The organism is Serratia sp. Nf2, from assembly GCF_003028435.1.
Taxonomy (GTDB): domain Bacteria; phylum Pseudomonadota; class Gammaproteobacteria; order Enterobacterales; family Enterobacteriaceae; genus Serratia; species Serratia marcescens_L.
The window spans coordinates 183,505-204,499 of record NZ_PYTW01000012.1; the positions used below are offsets into that span (position 1 = coordinate 183,505).

At 60.8% G+C, this 20,995-nt stretch carries 16 protein-coding genes; 7 read left to right on the forward strand and 9 right to left on the reverse strand.

What is annotated here, in order from left to right:
- Positions 1 to 84 precede the first annotated feature (84 nt).
- On the reverse strand, positions 85 to 3,108 hold the full coding sequence (locus C9411_RS23145) for an autotransporter serine protease (protein ID WP_107228006.1): 3,024 nt from the start codon (positions 3,106 to 3,108) through the stop codon (positions 85 to 87).
- A gap of 478 nt (positions 3,109 to 3,586) precedes the next feature.
- Entirely contained in the window at positions 3,587 to 4,240 is a 654-nt protein-coding gene (locus tag C9411_RS23150; protein ID WP_063990809.1) for a TetR/AcrR family transcriptional regulator, read from the reverse strand.
- A 248-nt stretch (positions 4,241 to 4,488) separates the two neighbouring features.
- On the opposite strand from C9411_RS23150, the gene C9411_RS23155 reads away from it, so the two are divergent.
- Positions 4,489 to 5,706, forward strand: a complete 1,218-nt coding sequence (locus C9411_RS23155) for a Tm-1-like ATP-binding domain-containing protein (protein ID WP_107228008.1) — start codon at positions 4,489 to 4,491, stop codon at positions 5,704 to 5,706.
- Between the two features lie 94 nt (positions 5,707 to 5,800).
- On the opposite strand, the gene spy is transcribed toward C9411_RS23155, so the two are convergent.
- Positions 5,801 to 6,289 carry an ATP-independent periplasmic protein-refolding chaperone Spy gene (gene spy / locus C9411_RS23160; protein ID WP_063990806.1) on the reverse strand — a complete coding sequence of 163 codons (489 nt, stop codon included), beginning with the start codon at positions 6,287 to 6,289 and terminating at the stop codon, positions 5,801 to 5,803.
- Positions 6,290 to 6,823: 534 nt separating this feature from the next.
- Here spy and pdeR point away from each other — a divergent pair.
- Entirely contained in the window at positions 6,824 to 8,818 is a 1,995-nt protein-coding gene (gene pdeR, locus C9411_RS23165; RefSeq protein ID WP_063990805.1) for a cyclic di-GMP phosphodiesterase, read from the forward strand.
- A gap of 16 nt (positions 8,819 to 8,834) precedes the next feature.
- On the opposite strand, the gene C9411_RS23170 is transcribed toward pdeR, so the two are convergent.
- A complete protein-coding gene (locus C9411_RS23170; protein WP_063990804.1) occupies positions 8,835 to 9,701 on the reverse strand; it encodes a crotonase/enoyl-CoA hydratase family protein in 867 nt (288 codons plus the stop codon).
- A 341-nt stretch (positions 9,702 to 10,042) separates the two neighbouring features.
- Between C9411_RS23170 and yhjD the strand changes: the two genes are divergently transcribed.
- Complete coding sequence (gene yhjD, locus C9411_RS23175) at positions 10,043 to 11,062, forward strand: inner membrane protein YhjD (RefSeq protein WP_063990803.1); 1,020 nt, start codon at positions 10,043 to 10,045, stop codon at positions 11,060 to 11,062.
- Positions 11,063 to 11,072: 10 nt separating this feature from the next.
- Here the strand turns inward: yhjD and C9411_RS25765 are convergent, their stop codons facing one another.
- Positions 11,073 to 11,219 carry a hypothetical protein gene (locus C9411_RS25765; RefSeq protein ID WP_158263890.1) on the reverse strand — a complete coding sequence of 49 codons (147 nt, stop codon included), beginning with the start codon at positions 11,217 to 11,219 and terminating at the stop codon, positions 11,073 to 11,075.
- A 171-nt stretch (positions 11,220 to 11,390) separates the two neighbouring features.
- Here C9411_RS25765 and C9411_RS23180 point away from each other — a divergent pair, with 171 nt between their 5' ends.
- Together C9411_RS23180 and C9411_RS23185 are read left to right on the forward strand one after the other, a co-directional pair.
- Positions 11,391 to 12,713, forward strand: a complete 1,323-nt coding sequence (locus tag C9411_RS23180; RefSeq protein WP_107228009.1) for an MFS transporter — start codon at positions 11,391 to 11,393, stop codon at positions 12,711 to 12,713.
- A 102-nt stretch (positions 12,714 to 12,815) separates the two neighbouring features.
- Positions 12,816 to 13,583, forward strand: a complete 768-nt coding sequence (locus C9411_RS23185) for a CDP-diacylglycerol diphosphatase (protein WP_107228010.1) — start codon at positions 12,816 to 12,818, stop codon at positions 13,581 to 13,583.
- Here the strand turns inward: C9411_RS23185 and C9411_RS23190 are convergent, their stop codons facing one another.
- Positions 13,584 to 15,623: an AsmA family protein gene (locus C9411_RS23190; RefSeq protein WP_063990800.1), complete on the reverse strand. Its 2,040-nt coding sequence runs from the start codon at positions 15,621 to 15,623 to the stop codon at positions 13,584 to 13,586.
- A 90-nt stretch (positions 15,624 to 15,713) separates the two neighbouring features.
- Positions 15,714 to 16,505, reverse strand: a complete 792-nt coding sequence (pdeH, locus tag C9411_RS23195) for a cyclic-guanylate-specific phosphodiesterase (RefSeq protein WP_107228011.1) — start codon at positions 16,503 to 16,505, stop codon at positions 15,714 to 15,716.
- A 240-nt stretch (positions 16,506 to 16,745) separates the two neighbouring features.
- Between pdeH and C9411_RS23200 the strand changes: the two genes are divergently transcribed.
- Positions 16,746 to 17,681, forward strand: a complete 936-nt coding sequence (locus C9411_RS23200) for a sugar kinase (RefSeq protein WP_063990798.1) — start codon at positions 16,746 to 16,748, stop codon at positions 17,679 to 17,681.
- 48 nt (positions 17,682 to 17,729) lie between these two features.
- Here C9411_RS23200 and ilvC read toward each other — a convergent pair whose 3' ends face one another.
- Positions 17,730 to 19,205, reverse strand: a complete 1,476-nt coding sequence (ilvC, locus tag C9411_RS23205) for a ketol-acid reductoisomerase (RefSeq protein WP_038874693.1) — start codon at positions 19,203 to 19,205, stop codon at positions 17,730 to 17,732.
- Positions 19,206 to 19,373: 168 nt separating this feature from the next.
- Between ilvC and ilvY the strand changes: the two genes are divergently transcribed.
- Entirely contained in the window at positions 19,374 to 20,264 is an 891-nt protein-coding gene (gene ilvY, locus C9411_RS23210; protein ID WP_063990808.1) for an HTH-type transcriptional activator IlvY, read from the forward strand.
- A 10-nt stretch (positions 20,265 to 20,274) separates the two neighbouring features.
- Here the strand turns inward: ilvY and C9411_RS23215 are convergent, their stop codons facing one another.
- Positions 20,275 to 20,976 (reverse strand): DUF2461 domain-containing protein, encoded by a 702-nt coding sequence (locus C9411_RS23215; RefSeq protein ID WP_107228012.1) that lies wholly within the window; start codon positions 20,974 to 20,976, stop codon positions 20,275 to 20,277.
- Positions 20,977 to 20,995: the final 19 nt, after the last annotated feature.

A 20,995-nucleotide genomic window follows, 5' to 3' on the forward strand; every position in this document is an offset into this window, starting at 1 on the left:
CGCCGGGTTCTCATTAGCAGGATGTGAAAAAGGAACCGCCCGCAGACGGTTCCCCTACAAGGATTGAGTCGATGGTGCTTGTGCTTAGAAGCGCCAGGTGAAGCCGGCGTTGACGCTGTTGTCCTGGTGGTGCTGCGACAGCAGCCCGCCGTAGCCCAGCGACAGCGTGGCGTTCTCATTCACCGCCACTTCCGCTCCCGCCTTCAGCACCATCCCGTCGCGCGAGACCGGTACGCTGTCCACCACGAACGGCGCGTTGCCACCGTTGAACCGCAGCCCGGTGCCTCGCTCCAGACCGCCGTACTGATGCTGCCACCCCAGCTCGCTGCGCAGCGCCACCGTCGTGCCCGGGCTCACCTGCCAGGCGGTGTCCGCACGCAGGCCCAGCGTCGACACCGTCGCATCCGTGTGCTGCTTGTCGCCGCGCAATGCCGCCGCGCCGCCGCTTTCCGCGATGCCGTTGTTCTCGAAGTTCACGTACGCCAGGTTCACAAACGGCTCCAGGTTCAGCCACTCACCCTGCACGCTGTAGCCCGCTTCCGCGAACAGCTGCTCGGTGCGCGCGCTGTACTTCGCCGTGTCGCGGTCCGACTGCATCCCGTAGTTCACCGACCGCTTGGTGTCGATGCGATGCCAGGTGTAGCCCGCCCCGCCGCGCAGCGCCAGCGCCCCGAACTGCTTGTCGCCGTACGCCGCCAGGTGGTAGTTGTCGCTGTCCGCCTTCGACCCGTACCCGCCGTGCAGCGAGGTGCGGGTGTAGCCGGTCGCCACCCCCAGCCGCCAGTCGTCCGCCGCCGCCGAGTCCAGCCCCACCAACACCCCGTAGGTCGAGGCCTGATAACCCGTGGCGTTGGCGTCGCCCGACGCGTGGTCCCACGCCCCCAGCAGCTGCGCCCAGGCCCCGCCTTCATCCGCCTTGATGGCCGACGAGCTCGCCAGCCCTTCCGCCTGACGCAGACGCCCGTTCAGCGCCTCACGCAGGTAGCGGCTGTCGTTCACCAGCGCCGACGCGATATCCGCATGGATTTGCCCCGACAGCTGACGGAACGCCTGCCGCGCCTCGCCCGCCGTGCCGCTGTTGAGCAGGCTTTCGTACACCGGGTTGCCCGCCGCCAGCGCATCCGCCGCCGCCGCCACCGCCCGCTCGTTCGCCGTCTGCGCCACGCTGGCGAAGCTGGTGCCATTGCGCCCGACGCTCAGCGTTACTCCGGTCGGCTGGTAGCTCAGCCCGGTGCCGAGGAACAGGTAGTTCAGCGCCACCGCATCAAACTGCCCGCTCACCCCCTGCTGCGCGCTCAGGATGGTGTACTGCTGGCCCAGCAGGCTGCGCACTTCGCTTTGCGTCAGCAGGTTGGGGCTGTTCTCCAGCGTCACCGCCACCTCGCCGCCGCCGATCGTCGCCGATCCGCTGCTCTGGATCCGATCGCTCTGGCCATTCGCCCCCACTTCCACCGCGTAGCGCGACCCCGGTTCGAAGCTGACGTTGCCCGCCACGTTCAGGGTGCCGATCGAGTTGCCCGGCGCCACGGTGCCGCCCTGACGGGCGGTCAGCGAACCGACCGTGCCGCTGCCGCCGACGATGCCGCCGTTCTGCACGCTGACGGCCGAGGTGACCGAGCCGTTGACTGCCAGCCGCCCCTGATTGACCAGCGTCGGGCCGGCATAGGTGTTGTTACCCGTCAGCACCAGGGTGCCGATGCCCTGCTTGGTCAGGCCGCCGTGGCCGGAGATGTCGTTGTTCCAGAAGTCCAGGCCGCACAGTACATCGCTGCAGACGCGCTCGGTCGGTTTGCCCTTGTCCAGCACCGCGCCGACGCCCGGCAAATCCACCACGAACTGGGTCGGGCCGTAGGCCACACCCGTCGGATCCGGGATGCGGAACTCCGCAGGAATATCCTCGACGGTCACCAACATGCCCGGGCCGTTGATGGCCTTGCCCAGGTTGATCATCCCCCAGCCGTAGAGCGCGTCGATGCCCGGCGCGCCCATGTCGGTGGCGGTGGTTTTCAGCACTTCCGCCACCTGTGCGCCATTCAAATACGGGAAACGCTCCATCAGCACCGCAACGCTGCCGGCCACGTGCGGCGCCGCCATCGAGGTGCCGCTGTATTTGGCGTAGCCGGTCGTCAGATTCTCCACGCTGGTGCCTTCGATTACCGAGCTGTATACCCGGGTGCCCGGTGCCGAGACGCACAAACTGGCGGTGTAGCCGCAGCGGGAAGAGAAGGTGCTGATGCTGTAATCGCCGGTATTGGTGGGATCCTGCAGGCTGGCGACCGACAGCCAGTTCGGCGCGATGTCCGGCACGAAATACGCCAGGCCGGCCATGGCGTCCGGGTTGTTGAGGTTGCCGTCGTTGCCGGCGGCGAAGATGGTGACCACGCCGCTACGCGCCGCATCGATCGCGCCCTGATAGGCGCCGCCGGGCTTGGTGCCCAGGATCACGCTAATCTGATCGAACTGCTTTTGCGCGTCGTTCACCGTGAAGTGCGGATAAGCCGGGTCATACCCGCCTTTATCGAACTTCTCAGTGATGCCAATGCCCCAGCTGTTGTTGATGATGCGCGCGCCGCTGGCCACCAGCGCATTCCAACCGGCCTGGTAAACCGCGCCGTCGTTACCGAGGATGATGCCGTCTTCTGGACCGGGATCGCCGTTTTCGGCGCTGATGATCTGCGCATTGAACGCCACGCCGTGCATAGCGCCGCCGTCGCGGCTGCCGGCGGCGATGCCGCCCACGTGAGTGCCATGCGAACCGAGCGTGCCATCGGAATCCACGCTCGGCGTACCGTCATAACGGAAAACGTCGCCTTTTTTTACCGGAATATAGGGATCGGTGTATTCACGAATGCCTTCGGTGACCAGATTGATCACCTTATTCTCACCGGCAAATTCGGGGTGCTTAGCGTAGACCGGCTGATCGAAAATGCCGAGTTTGATGCCTTTGCCGGTATAACCGGCGGCGTAGGCCTGGTCGGCGTGGATCGCCCCCAGCCCCCATTCCGCGTTGAATTCACTGCTGCGCCAGCTGGCCGGATCGCCCGCTTTGCCGTTCTCTATATAGGTGGCAGCCTGCGCCCCGCCGATCGCCGTCAGGCAGATCAGCATCGCGCTCCATTGTGCGCGATGAACTCCGATTTCAGGCCAGCCGAAGGCCGCCCGAGCGGATTTGACTCCTCTAAGTTTCTTCTCCATCCCAGATACCGTCCGTTGTTGTTTGCAAATGTTTTATAAGATTTTTTGTGTAACAGTTTGGTAACACCAAATAAATAAAGCACAACAATCTCAAGTGCGCTTAATGTGTCATCCGGCAGTCAGGAGGGAGGAGAGAAAGTTTCAGGGGTGAATCAGGCCAGTGCCGATAAGAAATGGCAATGACGCTTACCGGCATCGAAGCGGCAATAACAAGTGGAGAAATAAATTATAATTCACTAATAAATAAAGATATAATTCAGAATGGAGTGATGAGTGTGGCCGCCTGAAAAGTGCTTCACAGGCGTCTTTTATCACTTTTTATTATAAATTTTGCCAATATTCACTTAGTGAATTATGCTGGATTTTCACTCAGCCATCGGCAAAAATTGGATTATCCTGCTGATGTTTTTTTGCGGTTCATCGCGTCCTCTTCCGCCTGACGCAGGATGGCTTTGGCCATCCATTGCGTGACGTCCTGAATGCTCTCAAGCTCAAGCCCCCAGATATCTTTCAACACCAGGAACACTTCCGAGCCGTAAATCAGCGAGAAAGCATAAATCACTCTCTGCAGAGAGTCCGGCGGCAGTTTGCCCTGCAGCGGTTCTACCGCCAGCGTCAACAAACGCTTGCGGTTGCCGCGCACGAATTTTTCACCCGGTGTAGCGTTCGCCCACTGCTGCAAAGAGAGCTGCAGTGCCGCGCGCAATGCACCCTCGTGCCGCTCCATCTGAGGATAGGCGAAGGTCAGCAACTGCTGGATGCGCTTCAGGGCATCATCGTCTTGCGGGCGCCATTCCAGAATAGGTCCCAGGCTTTCCGCCACCACGGCGCTAATCAGCGCACTCTGGGTCGGAAAGTAGCGATAAGCCGTCGCGCGCGAGACCTGTGCATGCGTCGCCAGTTCGGTGATCGAAGGAAACGCCCCTTCGTCATACAACGCCATCGCGCTGGCCAGCAACAAACGGTAGGTTTTTGCCCGGGTGGAGGTCAATGAAGGATCGAACGGAGTGGAAAAAGCATCTATCGGCACATAAACCTCATGCATCTGCACACGCTTGCGCAACAGAGGATGCGCCTCTGTCGACTGGCCGCCGGCAAAGCGTCGGCCACATTGAAAAGCTCAAAAATGAGACAGAAGTCCCATTTTGCATCGAGCAGCCCTTGCAAAAATGATACTGCCGTCTCATTATATAAATACATTAATCAATTTAATTTAAATGCCAACACCAGGGCACTAAAAAAATATAATATATTAATTTTCAAATAAAAATTATAATTCCCTCGGAAAAATACATGAGAAACACTTCAAATTTTGTCTATATTGCTACCACAGCAGATACCAAAGGACAAGAGTTGGAGTACGTACAGCGATTGATCGCTGCCCTGAATTTACCTACGCGAACCGTCGATCTCTCCACCCGCAGCCTGCCGTTTGATTCCCCCGCCGATATCAGCCCAGAGGACGTTGCCCGCCACCATCCGGCAGGCGCCGGCGCGGTCTTCTGTGCCAGCCGCGGCCAGGCGATCGCGGCCATGGCAACCGCTTTCGAACGCTTTATCCTGACGCGCCGCGATATTGCTGCCCTGCTTGGTCTGGGCGGCTCCGGCGGCACCGCCATCATCACGCCGGCCATGCAGCTGCTGCCGATCGGCCTGCCGAAAATAATGGTCTCAAGCATGGCGGCGGGAGACGTTTCCCCCTATGTCGGCGCCAGTGATATCAACATGCTGTATTCGGTCACCGATCTCGCCGGCCTGAACCGCATCTCGCGACGGGTGCTCGGCAATGCGGCGCGCCAGATAGCCGGCGCAGTGCACTTCGCCGCCGTCGACTATGACGACCACAAACCCGCGATCGGCCTGACGACGTTTGGTGTCACCACACCCTGCGTTCAGGCGTTAGTTGCCGAACTGGGATCGCAATGGGATTGTCTGACGTTTCATGCGACCGGCAGCGGCGGCAGATCGTTGGAAAAACTGATCGATAACCGCCAGCTGCACGGCGCCATCGATTTGACCACCACCGAAGTGGCCGATTACCTGTTTGGCGGCGTGCTGCCCTGCACTACAGATCGTTTCGGCGCCATCGCACGTACCGGCATCCCGTGCGTGCTTTCCTGCGGCGCGATAGACATGATTAACTTCGGCGCGCCGCATACGATACCGGCTCGCTATACCAACCGTCTGCGTCACCCTCACAACCCGCAAGTGACGCTGGTGCGCACCAGCGTGCGGGAGAATGCGTTAATGGGGCGTTGGATGGGCGAAAAGATCAATGCCTGCGTAGGCGAAGTGCGTTTCGTTATCCCAACGGGCGGCGTATCGGCTTTGGATGCGCCCGGACAACCGTTCTGGGATCCGGCGGCGCTGGCCGCCTTTATGCAAGCGCTGGAAGAAACGGTACACGCCACCGACAAACGCCGGGTGATAAAAACGCCTTATCATATTAACGACCCATGCTTTGCCCAGGCCGTAGCCGAACAGTTCCGGTACATTGTCGGCGGAGAATGATTATCACTCACTGCATAGCCTGCCAGTGATAACGCCAAATAGAAAAAGGGCCAGACAAATAGTCTGGCCCTTTTTTATTCATCGCGAGCGGATATTACTGACCGGAGGACATCTGCTCCTTCATTTTATTCATGTGGTCCATCATCTTTTGCTCACGTTTCTGATAATTCTCATTGTATTGTTTTTTCTGCTCAGGCGTCAGCAGGTTATACATTTTATTTTCCGCTTTGGCGCGCTCCAGCATGCGTTCGGATTGCGCTTTGCCGATCGCGTCAATTTGCGCCTTCGCCTTCGCTTCGTCAAAGCTGTCGGAAGCGACCAGATTGTGCAGCGCCTGGCGTTCCTCTTTCATGCCCGGCCCGCGCTTCTGGTGCGACTCTTTCATGATATCGCGCATCTGCTGGCGCTGTTGCTCGGTCAGGTTCAGCCCGGCGAACGGGCCGCCTTTGCCTTCACCCTTGTGATGCATCATTTTCATCGGTGCCGCATCCGCCGCCGGCGCCGTCGTGTCGGCAGCGAACGCTGCGGAAGCAGAACCCAGAGCCAGCGTGGAAGCAATAAATAAAGCCGTCAATTTACGCATAATCATTTCCTTAAAAGTTTTTCTTCATCAGGAGCGCTGTACGTTAACAGGCTCATCGTCGTCGGAGATAATAATAGGCTGATAAATTTCAAGTAATGAGAGGGTGTGTAAACTTTTTAAAACCCGTCTCGGATTTATTCACCAATTATGAGAAAACTATGAAGATGGCGTTTATTTGATGGAAATTTTAATTTCCCGGCAAAAATCCCCCCGGTGGAGTTATTTTTCCGTTTTCCCCTCACCGCTATAATTTACTCGCCTGCAAGGCAACCTTGCATCAACCGTTTTCCGACAGCAGGGGAAATCAGTACAAGCATCATACGATCCGATGTTCTCCTACACTTGAAGACAAGCGGCCGCCGGGCGACGTTTACACCGCAAAACTAATCATTGCTTATATAATAGTTTCTATCACCCGCCCCGCCTGTGAAAACCTGTTATATGATGCACAGAGGCGTACGGCGATCGCTTTCGGGCCAACAGACTGCCCGGAGCTGCGCCGGCCGCCCGCCCGTGCTCTTTTGAGGAATTGTCATGCCCGCAGACCAAGGCCCTGAGCTTCTTAGCGCTCACTTCGGCACCCAAAGCCCCCACTGGCGGCTGGCGTTTGACAGCCATGCCCTGGAGCTGTCCGCCGTTAAGGGCAAAGCCCACGTCGCGGTGGCGCTCAGCGCCATGGAAGCGGCGAAAATCCGCCGTCTGACCGGCGTGACCGCCAGTCTCGAGCTGACCATTACGCTAGCCGGTGAACCGCTGCATCTGCATCTGGTCGGGCGCCGCGTCAACAACCTCGAATGGGCGGGCACCGCTTCCGCCTTCAGCGACACCCAATCCGTGGCGCGCGACCTGGTGCACGGTCTCTCCTTCGCCGAGCAGGTGGTGTCCGAAGCCAACTCGGTGATCGTGATCGTCGATCAGCACGGCCGCATTCAGCGTTTCAACCGGCTGAGCGAGGAGTACACCGGGCTGCGCGAACACGAGGTGATCGGCAAAAACGTTTTCCAGCTATTTATGAGCCCGGAAGAAGCCGCCGCCTCGCGGCGCAACATCGCCGGCTTCTTTCGCAACGGTTCGTCCTATGAGGTGGAACGCTGGGTAAAGACGGTCAAGGGTGAACGGCTGTTCCTGTTCCGCAACAAATTCGTGCACAGCGGCAGCGGCAAAAACGAGGTATATCTTATCTGCTCCGGTACCGACATCACCGAAGAACGCCGGGCGCAGGAACGGCTGCGGGTGCTGGCCAACACCGATCTCATCACCGGCCTGCCAAACCGTAACGCCATACAGGACAAGATCAATCACGCCATCGCCACGCGCGGCGAAGAGAGTTTCGGCCTGGTGTACCTCGATCTCGACAACTTCAAAAAGGTCAACGACGCCTACGGCCATATGTTCGGCGATCGGCTGCTGGTCGAGGTCGCGCTGGCGATCCTCGGCTGCCTGAGCCCGGATCAGGTGCTCGCCCGCCTCGGCGGCGACGAATTCTTGGTGCTGGCGCCGCAAACCGATCGCGAGCGCCTGCAAACGCTGGCGCAGCGCATTATCGACAGGCTGAAGACCCCTTTCCGCATCGGTCTGATTGAGGTGTATACCGGCTGTTCAATCGGCATCGCGCTGTGCCCGGAGCACGGCAACGATCTCGACAGCCTGATCCGCAGCGCCGATACCGCCATGTACGTCGCCAAGGAGCATGGCAAACGCACCTATACCGTCTTCTCGCCGGAGATGAACAAGCGCGTCGCCGAGTACATGTGGCTGGACACCAACCTGCGCAAAGGGCTGGAGCAAAATCAGCTGGTGCTGTATTACCAGCCTAAAATCGACGCACGCAGCGGCGAAGTGCACAGCGTGGAAGCGTTGGTGCGCTGGGATTCGCCGGAGCGCGGTCTGATCCCGCCGCTGCAGTTCATTTCCTACGCCGAGGAGTCCGGCCTGATCGGCCCGCTCGGCCAATGGGTGCTGCAGACCGCCGCCGGGCAGGCGGCGCAGTGGCAAGAACAGGGCTTGAATCTGCGAGTGGCGGTCAACCTCTCTGCCCGGCAGCTGGCCGATGACAGCATCGTCAACGACTTGCTCGGGGTGCTGCGCCGTCACCGTATGGCCCCCTGTCTGCTGGACTTCGAGTTGACCGAAAGCAGCCTGATTGAAGACGAGAACCGCGCGCGCTCACTGATCACCCGGCTGCGCGAACTGGGCGCACAGGTGCATCTCGACGACTTTGGCACCGGCTATTCGTCGCTGGCGCAGCTGGCGCGCATTCCGCTGGACGCCATCAAGCTGGATAAAAGCTTCGTGCGCGGGGTGAATTTCAACCCGGTATCGCAATCGCTGGTGCGCGCGATCGTCGCGGCGGCGGAGGCGTTGGCCTTCCGCGTGATCGCCGAAGGGGTGGAGACCGAGAGCGAAAACCAGTTCCTCGACGAGGTCGGCGTGGACGAAAAACAGGGCTTTCTGTTTGCGCGGCCAATGCTCCCGGAACAGCTGGAGCATTGGCTGCAGTCCTATCGCCCGCGCTCACCCTCCGCATGAGGCGGGCGCGTTAACGTTAGCCGGCACGACGCAGGTTCAGGGTATGGCGATCCTGCAACATCACCAGCCGCTCGATGTAGGCGCGGTCTTTTTCCTCGATGGTAAAGGCTGAGTGCACCCAATCTTCGGTAATGTCCATCAGCTCCGAACGCGTCAGCTGCAACACGCGCTGACGCGCCCGCAGCATGGCGCGCATGCCATTGAGCTTCGGCCGGATGGTATCGATAAAGGTGCGCGTCGCCATGTAGGCGTCGCCGGGCTGGAACAGCTGGTCCACCAACCCGCGGCTCTCGAACCATTCTGCGGTGTGCGACTCGCCGCCCCAAATCAGCTCCTCGGCCAAGCGCATGCCCGCCTTGCGCGCCACCAGCGAGTAACCGCCCATACCGGGAAACAGGTTGAACGCGATCTCCGGAAACCCCATGCGCGCGTTGTTCTGCGCCAGCACGAAATGGTGCGCCAGCGCCGCTTCAAAACCGCCGCCCAACGCGCTGCCCTCGATCATCGCAATGCTGACCGCGCCGGTGTCGAAACCGCGCGCCGCCGCATGCACGCAGTCGATGCAGGCGCGCGCGTAGGCCATCATCGCCTCGCGCTTGCGGTTTTTGATCGCTTCGGCGAAGAACTGCAGATCGCCGCCGACGTTGAACATGTTCGGCACCAGCGAGCCGGTGACCCAAAAATCGAACCGCAGCGAAGACTCCTTCGCCGCCTGCGCCAGCGTCATGATGTCTTCGATCAGCGCCTGGTTGAAGCAGGGGCGCGGCGCGGCGCGCAGCAGCATCCACATAATGTGCCGCCCTTCTTCATAGTAGGCGGAAAGCTGCGACAGATTGCCCGCTTCGGTAAACGGACGGCAGGTGGGATGATTAAGCAATTTCATAAGACCTTCCAGTTTTTCTGTTGATGACGGATGAGACCGTTCCAGCCCCTACGGCTGCAGCGGAGCGGCGGTCGGCAAAGCGCGACGCCACATCATGAGTAAACGCTTTCTCGCCGACGAAACAGATAAAAATTGGAGGTAGGGAAGTGAAAAAAACCGAGGCGCCACGCGGTTTTCATAGGAATTTTACCTATCGGTCCCTCCCCGGCATTTCATGCCGGGCGCTAACGCGCTAAGCTCGGAAAATAACCGTTTGCCGCCCCGGCGCTCAAAACGCCGCGGGGCTTTGGCTATAATCAATGCTGAAACATGCCGTTTAACGTTAAGGAAATCGTGAAGTAATGCCTACAGGACCAGACCAGGAACAGCGCCAGCCCTCACAAAACACGCCGCCGAAGCCGCTTATCGCCATCAAGACCGGCCATGAGACCCTCGACCGCCGCATCGGTGGTTTTTCACGTCTGATTGAACGCATCAAAGCCTGGCCGAGCGTGGCGCACCTGCTGCGTGCGGCCGAACGCTTTAACGATCGGCTGGGTAGCCAGTTCGGCGCCGCCATCACCTATTTTTCATTCCTTTCGCTGATCCCGATCCTGATGGTGTCGTTCGCCGCCGCCGGCTTCGTGCTGGCCTCCAATCCGGATCTGCTGGCCCGATTGATCAACCGCATCGTCGGCAGCATCAGCGATCCGACGCTGGCCAGCACGCTGAAGAACACCGTCAACACCGCCATTCAGCAGCGCACCACCGTGGGGTTGACCGGTCTGGCGCTGGCGCTCTATTCCGGCATCAGCTGGATGGGCAACCTGCGTGAAGCGATCCGCGCGCAGTCGCGCGATGTCTGGGAGCGCAATCCGCAGGATCAGGAGAAAATCTACTTCAAGTACACCCGCGACTTCATCTCGCTGACCGGCCTGGTGGTCGCGCTGATCATTACGCTGTCGCTGACTTCGGTCGCCGGGTCGGCGCAGGCGGCGATCGTCAATGCGCTGGGGCTGGACGGCATCGAATGGCTGCGGCCGGCGCTGACGCTGATCGCGCTGTCGATCTCGATTTTCGCCAACTATCTGCTGTTCCTGTGGATTTTCTGGATGCTGCCGCGCCACAAACCGAAGAAAAAAGCGCTGCTGCGCGGCACCTTGCTCGCCGCCATCGGCTTTGAGGTGATCAAGTTCGTGATGACGATGACGCTGCCGCAGGTAGCGAAGTCGCCTTCCGGCGCGGCCTTCGGTTCGGTGATCGGACTGATGGCGTTCTTCTACTTCTTCGCCCGTTTGACGCTGTTTTGCGCCGCCTGGATCGCGACCGCCGACTACAAAGGCGACAAAGCGTTGCCGGAACGCGAGCCGCCGGCGCGCTGAAGCCATGCAATCATGCCGGTGTTATCGCACACACCGGCACTTTCCCCTGGTTAATAACCAAAAAACCAGTCAATTCATCTGAATCGTGCGGTAAGCCATCCGGCAAACCAGCATAACAAACTGCCACATCACTTTTCTTTGCCGTTTTTTCAGCCATTCCCTCTGCACGAAAGCCATTTCTCAACGTTTAACGCTGCAGAAAAGAATCCTGGTAAAACATTAGTCTTTTTAACCGGTTAGGCGCGGCATTGCCCAAAGCGCCCGCGTTGAAAACGCCGCATGCTGTCACTAAGATGGATTTTTACCCCTTCCAACAATAAGAAATATTATGCAAGCCACCATCGCACCCCCACTCGACGCCGACGAGGCATCCACACCGGTGAACTCCCGCGGGAAAGTCATCGTCGCCTCACTGGTCGGCACCGCCATCGAGTTCTTCGACTTTTACATCTATGCCACCGCGGCCGTGATCGTGTTCCCGCATATTTTCTTCCCGCAGGGCGACCCGACCACCGCGATGCTGCAGTCGCTGGCCACCTTCGCCGTCGCCTTTGTCGCGCGCCCTATCGGTTCAGCGCTGTTCGGCCACTTCGGCGATCGCGTGGGGCGCAAGGTGACGCTGGTCGCCTCGCTGCTGACCATGGGGGTTTCCACCGTGCTGATCGGCCTGCTGCCGAGCTATGAAACCATCGGCATCTTCGCCCCTATCCTGCTGGCGCTGGCGCGCTTTGGCCAGGGCCTGGGGCTGGGCGGTGAGTGGGGCGGTGCCGCCCTGCTGGCGACGGAGAACGCGCCGGCCAAAAAGCGCGCGCTGTACGGCTCTTTCCCCCAGTTGGGTGCGCCGATCGGCTTCTTCTTCGCCAACGGCACTTTCCTGCTGCTCTCCTGGCTGCTGAGCGACCAGCAATTTATGGAATGGGGCTGGCGCGTGCCGTTCATCCTCTCCGCGGCGCTGGTGCTGATTGGCCTGTATGTTCGGGTATCGCTGCATGAAACGCCGGTGTTCGCCAAAGCGGCCAAGGCCGGCAAACAGGTGAAAGTGCCGCTCGGCACGCTGCTGAGCAAGCATCTGAAAGCCACCATCCTCGGCACCTTCATCATGCTGGCGACCTACACGCTGTTTTATCTGATGACGGTGTATTCGATGACTTACGGCACCGCGCCGCAGCCGCTGGGCCTCGGCTACTCCCGCAATAGCTTCCTGTGGATGCTGATGGTGGCGGTGATCGGTTTCGGCGTGATGGTGCCGATCGCCGGCCTGCTGGCGGACGCGTTCGGCCGCCGCAAGACCATGATCGCCATTACCCTGTTGATGATCGGCTTCGCGTTCCTGTTCCCGACCCTGCTCGGTTCCGGCAACCAGGCGCTGGTGATGGGCTTCCTGCTGTGCGGCCTGAGCATCATGGGGCTGACCTTTGGCCCGATGGGCGCGCTGCTGCCGGAGCTGTTCCCTACCGAAGTGCGCTATACCGGCGCGTCGTTCTCCTACAACGTCGCGTCGATCCTCGGCGCGTCCGTGGCGCCTTATATCGCCACCTGGCTGGCGGCCCATTACGGGCTGTTCTACGTCGGCATGTACCTGGCGGCAATGGCCGGGCTGACGCTGCTGGCCCTGCTGCTGATGAAAGAAACCCGCCACCAGTCGCTGTGATCCCCTATGGCCCCCCTCACTGCGGGGGGCCGCACGCGTTGTTCGTTTCCTGTCATAAAACCGGGCTATGCTGGATGTTTATCTCGGTAATAGGATCGGCCGATGTCTCTGCGTCGTGGGGTATTTATCTGCGTTGCGCTGCTGGCGGCTCTCGCCATCGCGCTCTATTACGGGTTGAAACCTGACCATCCCGATGCGCTGTGGCGCATCGTCAGCCAGCAATGTCTACCCAATCAACAAGCGCATGACAACCCGGCGCCCTGCGCGCAGGTGGATGTGCCGGCCGGCTTCGTGGTGTTTAAAGATCGCAACGGACCGCTGCAATACCTGCTGATGCCCAGCGCCAAAATCACCGGGATAGAAAGCCCGGCGGTGCTGGACGCCGACACGCCGAATTTCTTCGCCCAGGCCTGGCGCGCGCGCCACGTGATGGCGGAACGCTATGGCAAACCGATTGACGACGGCGATATTTCACTGGCGATCAACTCGGAATATGGCCGCACGCAAAACCAGCTGCATATTCATATCTCCTGCCTGTTGCCGGCGGTCAAACAGCGGCTGGCGCAGATCGGCCCCGATTTCATCGATCAATGGCAACCGCTGCCCGGTGGTCTGTTGGGGCATGATTATCTGGGACGGCGGGTGACCCCCGCCGAGCTGGAACAACAGGGCGCCTTCCGCCTGTTGGCCTCCGGCCTGCCGCGCGCCGACGGGCGCATGGGCAGCTTCGGCCTGGCGATGACCGCGCTGCCGGATGGTGATTTCCTGCTGCTGGCGACCGAGCGCAGCCTGCTGCCGTTCACCCTGGCCTCGGCGGAAGAGATCCAGGATCACGACTGCCGGCTGCTCACGCCGCCGCCGCGCGCCTGATTATTTTTTGCCTTTCATCTCCCTCAGGATCTGCCCGCACTGGTTCTCCTCGCCGCCTTCACTGGGCGAGACCAGCGCCAGCAGCGCCGCCGCCGGCGTCAGCACCGCCCCCAACGCTACCGCCGCCGCGCCGCGCGCGATCAGCGGCCCGGCTTTCACCCCGGCGTCCGGGTGCTTGAAGGTGCCTTTCACGTACAGCGGCGAACGCAGGGTCAGCACGCGCATCCCCTTGCTTTCCGGATCGATGGATAAATCCAGCCGTTCGGTGGCGAGGTTGGTGTTGCCGGTGATGTTGATCACCGCGTTCTCGGTGTCGAACACGAACAGCCGCGGCGCGGCGACGCCGCTGCGGATGCCGACGTCCGCCGCCGCGCAGTTGATGCCCACCACGTCGTCGCCGAACAGTTGCGCCACCAGATAGTTGCCGACGTTCAGGCCAAGGATCTCCATCAGGCTACGGCTGATCACCCCGTTATTGATCAACAGGCGCAGGTCGCCGTTGCTGGTCGCCAGCAGCTCGGCCACCGAATTGCCGCTGCCCGCCAGCCTGGCGTCGCCGTTCATCTGCCCGAGGCTGCGCTTCATCGCCGCTACGTTCGGCAACAGCTGTTTGAGCTGGAGTTTGCGCGCGTGCATATCCACCTGGCCACGCATCGGCTTTTTGCCGCCGTCGAGGCGCACGACGGCGTTCAGGCTGCCGCCCGCCATGCCGAAGCGCAGCGGATCTAGGCGCAGTTCGCCATTGTTCAGCTTCAGGTGCGTGGCCAAATCGCTCAGCGGCAAATCGCTGCCGCGTTCAATGCGTGCGGCGGCAAACTTCACGTCCGCATCCATCTTGCGCCAGCTTTGCGTATCGAACTGTTCGACCGGCAGCACTTTATCCGCCGGCTGGCGGCTCTTCTCGCCGCGCCCGGCTTTGGCGGCGTTGGAGTCCGCGCCGATCAGCGGCGCCAGATCCGCCAACCTCAGCTGCCGGGAGCTCACCGCACCGCTCAGCGTCGGCCGCGGTTTACCAGCAACGTATTTCAAGTCGCCGTGAATGTCGCTGTCGCCGATTTTGCCGTCGAATTTCTGATATTCGAACACGGCGCCGCCCGGCTGATGCAGGCGGGCAATCAGATGGCCATCGGTCGCATACGGCGGCGTGTTCGGCAGCAGCACGCCGGTCAAGCCATAGAGGTTACCCAGGCTTTCGCCGGAAAATTTCAGCTGCACGTCCAGGCCGCCGAGATTCAGCGGATCGGACAAGGTGCCCGCCACCGCCACCCGGGTGCTGCCGGAGCGCACGTCGGCCTGTAGTGGGAACGGCAAATCGGCGCTCTGCAGCGACAGCATGCCGCCAATCTTGCCGCTGCCGCTCAGCGGTTCGCCGTTATATTTGCCCTTGACCTGCCAACCGAAGACGTAGTCAGGGGTGGCGGCCTTGCCGCCGCTCTGTTTGCCGGTCACTTCACTGAACGGCAGCGGTTTGCCGAGCGGGTCGATGACGGCGCGGAAGTCCGCCTTCAGGGTGGCGTCTTTAAAAGCGATCTGCCCCTTGTCGAACACGATGTCATGAACGGTGAACGACCAAGTGGAAGGCGGTTGCTGCGGATCCTGGCCAGCGGCCAGGTCAAACGTCCAGTTGTTGTCGCCGTTAGCCAGCCGTTGCAACGACGCATTCGGCTGCTTGAGCCAGATGCGCGGGATCAGCAGTTCTTTTCTCAGCAGCGCCAGCGGTGCGATGCTGGCGTCGACGCGCTGCAGCGTCACCATACTGTCGCCGGGCATGTTTTTCGGGTTACCCAGCCACACGTCTTCGGCGTGAATATGCGGCCAGGGCACCCAGGCGCGCCAGCCGCCCTCATCCCGGTTACGCGACCAGTCGACGCCCAGATCGCCGCGGATGGCGAACGGCCGCCGCAGCTCGGCCGACACTTTGTCGTTGATGGTGGGTTTGAGTCGATTCCAGTCGAAGGTAGCGATGAAGATCGCCAGCGCAACGATCGCCAGCAGCACAATGCCGCCAAGCCAGCTGAAAACCTTTCCTGTTCTTGTCATAGGGCTCCCTCAGCACATAAACCGGGCTGCCGAATGAAAGGAAAAGGAATGAGCAGCCCCGTTTAAGCCTAGCTGAGGATAGGCCGGAGTTCACGCCGGCGCGCCGGGCGCGGCGAACAACGTCGGTACGCTGTGCAGAGTTTCAAAGCACGCAGGGCGGGAAAGATAGTAACCCTGCGCAGCCAACGCGCCGGAACGCTGCACCAGCCGCCACTCCTGCTCGGTTTCCACGCCTTCAACGATCACCCCGTCGCTGTGCTGGTTCATCATCTTGATCAGGGTGCCGAGCAACTGTACGCCCTCTTCAGACTGTTTAAGCAAGGTGAACAACTCGCGCGCCACCTTGATGTATTGATAGCGCCAGGCGCCGACGGCGGAGAAGTTGGCCAGCCCGCTGCCGAAATCGTCCAGCCACAGCCGTTCGCCGCCGACAATCTGCTGCAACGGGCGGTTTGACGCCGTTTCGGCGTGCTCCACCAGCTCGAAGCGCAGATAGGGCATCTCGGCGATCTGCCGTTGCAGCTCGCTATGGCGCTGCAACGCTTGCAGCGCCATACCGTCGATATTGACTGACACCATCACCGCGTGGCGAATGAACAACGCCTGCCAGCGCTGCAACAGCGCCAGCTGCTCCTGGATCACCCGCAAACGCTGTGCGACGCCGAGCGAGGCGAAATACTGTTCGGGGGATTGTCGTTTGTCCGGCTCATTCGGGTGATATACCGCCGTCAGCAGCTCCACCGCCAGCAACGCGCCGCTGGTGCGATAAATCGGCTGGAAGGTATACAAGCGCCGGCATTGCCGCCAGTAGCGCCGCGATTTGGCGCAGGCATAGAGGGCAAAACAGGGCGCCAGCAGACCCGAGATCAGGTTGGTTATCATCGGTACTATCGCCGTGGCGGGGAAGTGAGAGCGCTGCCGCTGTTTCTTTACCCAACTTATCGGCCGCGTCGCGTAAAACTTTAAGCACGAATTGCCGCACGGTTTCTTCTTCACCCTGTTTTGGCATGGGCCGATCGCGATCATAAAAAATCAAAACACTGTTTTAATTTATTGACTGCCCCACCGCCTTGCATGGAGACTGGCGGTTGTTGCTTCTTCTTTAGCCAGGGCTTATTGACGATGTCTATCCGAAATCTCGCCGTGATCGGCGAATGCATGATCGAACTGTCGCAGCAGGGCGCGCAGCTGACGCGCGGCTTTGGCGGCGATACCCTCAACACCGCCGTCTACCTCGCCCGCCAAATGCCGGAACAGGCGCTGCAGGTGCATTACGTCACCGCACTCGGCACCGACAGCTTCAGCGGCGAGATGCTGCAGGCCTGGCGGCAAGAGAAGATCGAGACCGGGCTGATTCAGCAGTTGGAAAACAAACTGCCAGGCCTGTACGTGATCGAAACCGACGCCGCCGGCGAACGCACCTTTTACTACTGGCGCAACGACGCCGCCGCCCGGTATTGGCTGGCGGGCCCCCAGGCCGAGACACTGTGCGCCCGGCTGGCGCAGTTCGATTACCTGTACCTCAGCGGCATTAGCCTGGCGATCCTCGCGCCTGCCGACCGCGCGAAGTTGCTGGCGCTGCTGCGCCGCTGCCGCGCCAACGGCGGCCAGGTTATCTTCGATAACAACTATCGCCCGCGCCTGTGGCCCAGCCGTGAGGAAACGCAGCAGGCCTACCGTGAGGTGCTAGCCTGCACCGACATCGCCTTCCTGACGCTGGATGACGAAGAGCTGCTGTGGGGCGCACAGCCGGTTGAACAGGTGGTGGCACGCACGCAGGCGCTCGGCGTCGGTGAGATCGTGATCAAACGCGGCGCGGATGCCTGCCTGGTATTCAGCGTGGAGGGAGAGCGGCTTGAGGTACCGGCGATCACGCTGCCGCCGGAGCGCGTGGTGGATACCACCGCGGCGGGCGACTCTTTCAGCGCCGGTTATCTGGCGGAACGCCTGAACGGCGGCAGCGCCCGGCAGGCGGCTCAGCGCGGCCACCGGCTTGCCGCGACGGTGATCCAACATCGCGGCGCCATCATTCCCGCCGCGGTCATGCCGGAGGCATAAAAAAAGCCGGCATCGCAGCCGGCGTTTTGTTATTTGCCTTGCGGAAAATCAGCCCGCAACGGCGATGCGTTTCATGTCGGTCATGTAGCCACGCAGTTTGCGGCCGACGGTTTCGATAGGGTGGCTGCGCACCGCTTCGTTCACGTCGCGCAGCTGCGCGTTGTCCACCGCCGTACCCGCCGCGGCTTTACCCAAATCGCCCGCCTGCAGGGTGGTCATGAAGTCCTTCAGCAACGGCACCGCCGCGTTGGCGAACAGGTAGTTGCCGTACTCTGCGGTATCGGAGATGACCACGTTCATTTCATACAAACGCTTACGCGCAATGGTGTTGGCGATCAACGGCAGCTCGTGCAGCGACTCGTAGTAAGCCGACTCTTCGATGATGCCGGCATCGACCATGGTTTCGAACGCCAGCTCAACGCCCGCTTTCACCATCGCCACCATCAGCACGCCGTGATCGAAGTACTCTTGCTCGCTGATTTTTCCTTCAAACTGCGGCGCATTCTCGAACGCGGTTTTGCCGGTCTCTTCGCGCCAGGTCAGCAATTTCACATCGTCTTCCGCCCAGTCGGCCATCATGCCGCTCGAGAAAGCGCCGGAGATGATGTCGTCCATGTGCTTCTGGAACAGCGGCGCCATGATGGTTTTCAGCTGTTCGGACAGCGCATAGGCACGCAGCTTGGCCGGGTTGGACAGGCGATCCATCATCAGGGTGATACCGCCCTGCTTCAGCGCTTCGGTGATGGTTTCCCAGCCGAACTGAATCAGTTTCTCGGCGTAAGCCGGATCGGTTCCCTCAGCAACCAGCTTGTCGAAGCACAGCAGCGAACCCGCCTGCAGCATGCCGCACAGAATGGTCTGCTCGCCCATCAGGTCGGATTTCACTTCGGCGACGAAGGAGGACTCCAGCACGCCGGCGCGGTGGCCGCCGGTCGCCGCCGCCCAGGCCTTGGCGATCGCCATGCCTTCGCCTTTCGGATCGTTTTCCGGGTGAACCGCAATCAGGGTCGGCACGCCGAAGCCGCGTTTGTACTCTTCGCGCACTTCGGTGCCCGGGCATTTCGGCGCGACCATCACCACGGTGATGTCTTTACGCACCTGCTCACCCACTTCAACGATGTTGAAGCCGTGGGAGTAACCCAGCGCAGCGCCGTCTTTCATCAGCGGCTGCACCGCACGCACCACGGAAGAGTGCTGCTTGTCCGGGGTCAGGTTGACCACCAGATCCGCCTGCGGGATCAGGTCTTCGTAGGTGCCGACCTTAAAGCCGTTTTCGGTCGCCTTGCGCCAGGAAGCGCGCTTCTCGTCGATCGCTTCTTTGCGCAGGGCATAGGCAACGTCCAGACCGGAATCGCGCATGTTCAGCCCCTGGTTCAGACCCTGGGCGCCACAGCCGACAATCACCACTTTTTTACCTTTCAGGTAGCCGGCTTCGTCAGCAAATTCGTCGCGCGCCATAAAGCGGCATTTACCCAATTGCGCCAACTGCTGACGCAGGTTCAATGTGTTGAAATAGTTAGCCATGGTGGTACTCCGGTTTGATGTTGTCTTGCATTGTTATTTTCATTCCCCGCCCTGTCTGTGCGGAGATTCGTTAAACTCAATGTATAACAGGAAATGCGTTGCTTAAATTGATATATTGAGAACGTGATATTGCAATTTTTGCAACACTCTCACTGCGAGCGCATCGATATGGATTTACGTGATTTAAAGCTGTTCCTGCATCTGGCCGAAAGCCATCACTTCGGGCGCACCGCCAAGGCGATGCACGTCAGCCCGTCGACGCTCTCCCGCCAGATCCAGCGGCTGGAAGAGATCCTCGGGCAGCCGCTGTTCCTGCGCGATAACCGCACCGTGCAGCTGACCGACGCCGGCGAACAGCTGAAAGAATTCGCCCAGCAAACGCTGCTGCAGTATCAGCAGCTGAAGCACTCGCTCGGCCAGCACGGCCCTTCGCTGAGCGGCGAACTGCGGCTGTTCTGCTCGGTGACCGCGGCGTACAGCCACCTGCCGCCGATCCTCGATCGCTTCCGCGCTCAGCACCCGCTGGTTGAGATTAAGCTGACCACCGGCGACGCCGCCGATGCGGTCGACAAGGTGCAATCCAACGAGGCCGATCTCGGCATAGCCGGCCGGCCGGAAACGCTGCCCACCAGCGTGGCGTTCACCAAAATCGGCGAAATTCCGCTGGTGCTGATCGCGCCGGCGCTGCCCTGCGCGGTGCGCAGCCAGGCGTTCGCCGACAAGCCCGACTGGACCGAAATCCCGTTCATCCTGCCGGAGCACGGCCCTTCGCGAAAACGCATCGAGCTGTGGTTCCGCCGCCACCGCATCAGCAATCCGCTGATTTACGCCACCGTCGGCGGCCACGAAGCCATCGTGTCGATGGTCGCTCTGGGCTGCGGCATCGCACTGATCCCGAGCGTGGTGGTGGACAACAGCCCAGAGCCGGTACGCAACCGCATCTCGCAGCTGGATAACATCTCGATGGTCGAACCGTTCGAGCTGGGGGTCTGCGTCCAGAAAAAGCGCCTCAGCGATCCGCTGATCGATGCCTTTTGGCGCTTGCTGCATCCCCGCTAACGCGGGGCTTTTAAAGGTCCGCCGGATCGACCTGCTTCATCGCCTCTACCTGCATCAGCCAGTGGTAGAGCGGCTCAAGCTGCAAAAATGCCCCGGCCAGCAGCGGCGCCAGTTCGGCGCTGAACAGCTTTTCCACTTCGCTGTCAGTCACCATCACCGCGAACGATTTGCGGTTGTACCAGGTGGCGATCTCCGCCGCCTGCTCCTTAACCAGCGGGCGCTTGTAGTTTTCGCCCACCAGCTCGAATGGCGGCCGGCAGCAGGCGGCCACCTCAAGGAAAGGCTGCGGCCGCTGCCTCAGCGTATGGCGGAACAGATCCATGGTCGGCTTGTTGGCGCTGTAGTAGCCGAGCCCATAGCGCAGCATGTCCGGCCCCAGTTCGAAAAAGTAGACCGGCGCGTCTTTCCAGTCTTTGCTCGGGCGCTTGAACGTCAGCCACATGCGGCTGCGGTAGCGCGATTTGTCATGTGAAAAGCGCGTATCGCGATGAATGCGCGACAGCGTTTTGCCGATCGCCGGGCGAGTCTCGAACAGCGGATCGATCGCCAGCATGCCGGGAGCCAGCTGCTCCACCAGCGCGCGAAACGGCGCCAGCAGCTCGCGATCGTAGATGTCGCGGTTGCCGTCGAACCACGCCTTATCGTTCTCGATCCGCACCTGCTGCAGGAAATTCAGACCCTGCTGGCTAAAGCCGGAGAAGGGTTGCGTCATAAGTTTTTCCGTTCTGACG